This window comes from Pseudomonas sp. P5_B2, from assembly GCF_056400445.1.
Map to the genome: position 1 here is coordinate 1 of NZ_JBFULH010000762.1, position 1753 is coordinate 1753.

Annotated in this window: 4 protein-coding genes; all 4 read right to left on the minus strand. The window is 55.7% G+C overall.

Features of this window, described 5'->3' with window-relative positions; translation table 11 throughout:
- A partial coding sequence (locus AC1DRJ_RS26485; RefSeq protein ID WP_477804755.1) for a preprotein translocase subunit SecY occupies nt 1-697 on the minus strand: 697 nt, incomplete at its 3' end.
- On the minus strand, nt 698-1135 hold the full coding sequence (gene rplO, locus AC1DRJ_RS26490) for a 50S ribosomal protein L15 (protein WP_007896782.1): 438 nt from the start codon (nt 1133-1135) through the stop codon (nt 698-700). It lies immediately after the preceding gene.
- A 3-nt stretch (nt 1136-1138) separates the two neighbouring features.
- The gene (rpmD, locus tag AC1DRJ_RS26495; protein WP_003186033.1) at nt 1139-1315 is read right to left on the minus strand and encodes a 50S ribosomal protein L30; all 177 of its coding nucleotides are present in this window, start codon (nt 1313-1315) and stop codon (nt 1139-1141) included.
- Between the two features lie 2 nt (nt 1316-1317).
- Nucleotides 1318-1753: 30S ribosomal protein S5 (gene rpsE, locus AC1DRJ_RS26500; protein WP_477804756.1), on the minus strand; the 436-nt coding region annotated here is incomplete at its 5' end.

Genomic DNA, 1753 nt, shown 5'->3' on the forward strand with positions numbered 1-1753 from the left:
CAATGAACACCACGAAACCGATAATCGCTACTGCCAGCAAACCGATGGCAACCAGGGCGAAGATGTTGATATCACCCTGACGCGCAGACTCGAAAGACTGCCCGATCGCTCTCGGAAGACCGGCGACGATACCCGAAAAAATCAACATCGAGATACCGTTGCCAACACCACGCTCAGTAATCTGCTCACCCAGCCACATCATGAACATCGCACCAGCCACAAAAGTGGTTACTGCGACGAAATGGAAGCTAAAGTCACCAGTGAACGAAACGCCCTGCCCCGCCAGACCAATGGACATGCCAATGGCCTGAACGAGAGCGAGGACGACAGTGCCGTAGCGGGTGTACTGGCTGATCTTGCGACGGCCAGCTTCACCTTCCTTCTTCAACTGCTCCAGCTGCGGGCTGACGGCGGTCATCAGTTGCATGATGATCGATGCCGAAATGTACGGCATGATCCCCAGTGCAAAGATGCTCATCCGCTCCAGCGCGCCGCCGGAAAACATGTTGAACAAGCTAAGAATGGTCCCCTCATTCTGTCGAAACAGGTCCGCGAGTCGGTCCGGGTTGATACCTGGAACCGGGATGTGTGCGCCTATTCGGTAGACGATAATCGCCAGGAACAGAAAACGCAGACGAGCCCAGAGTTCAGACATACCGCCTTTGCCGAGCGCAGAGAGAGCACCTTGCTTAGCCATTTATTCCTCGAACTTGCCGCCAGCTGCTTCGATAGCCGCACGCGCACCTTTGGTGGCGCCGATTCCCTTTCCGATGGTGACAGCGCGAGTAACTTCGCCGGACAGCATGATTTTCACACGCTGTACGTTGACGTTGATCACGTTGGCATCTTTCAGGGACTGCACGGTGACGATGTCGCCTTCCACTTTAGCCAGCTCGGACAGACGCACTTCTGCGCGGTCCATGGCTTTCAGGGAAACGAAACCGAACTTCGGCAGGCGACGATGCAGCGGCTGTTGACCGCCTTCAAAGCCTGGAGCAATGGTGCCACCGGAGCGGGAGGACTGACCTTTGTGGCCACGGCCACCGGTCTTGCCCAAACCACTACCGATACCACGGCCCGGACGATGCTTTTCGCGACGGGAACCCGGCGCTGGACTCAGATCATTGAGTTTCATCGATTAACCCTCGACACGCAGCATGTAGTAAGCCTTGTTGATCATCCCGCGATTCTCGGGAGTATCAAGTACTTCTACAGTGTGACCGATGCGACGCAGACCCAGACCCTTAACGCACAGTTTGTGGTTAGGGATGCGGCCGGTCATGCTTTTGATCAGCGTAACTTTAACGGTAGCCATGATCAGAAGATCTCCTTGACGCTTTTGCCACGCTTGGCGGCAATGGATTCAGGAGACTGCATAGCTTTCAAACCTTTGAAAGTGGCGTGAACCACGTTTACCGGGTTAGTCGAGCCGTAGCACTTGGCCAGAACGTTCTGAACGCCAGCAACTTCGAGGACAGCACGCATAGCGCCGCCAGCGATGATACCGGTACCTTCAGAAGCAGGCTGCATGTACACCTTCGAAGCGCCGTGACCGGACTTCATTGCGTACTGCAGAGTGGTGCCGTTCAGGTCAACTTGGATCATGTTGCGGCGAGCAGCTTCCATTGCCTTCTGGATCGCAGCAGGCACTTCACGTGACTTGCCACGGCCGAAGCCAACACGCCCTTTACCATCACCAACCACGGTCAACGCGGTGAAAGWGAAGATACGGCCGCCTTTAACGGTTTTGGCT

What these genes read in the sequence shown, in the direction of transcription:
- rplO (WP_007896782.1), bottom strand. Translation starts at nt 1,135, where the DNA reads ATGAAACTCAATGATCTGAGTCCAGCGCCGGGTTCCCGTCGCGAAAAG.
- rpmD (WP_003186033.1), bottom strand. Translation starts at nt 1,315, where the DNA reads ATGGCTACCGTTAAAGTTACGCTGATCAAAAGCATGACCGGCCGCATC.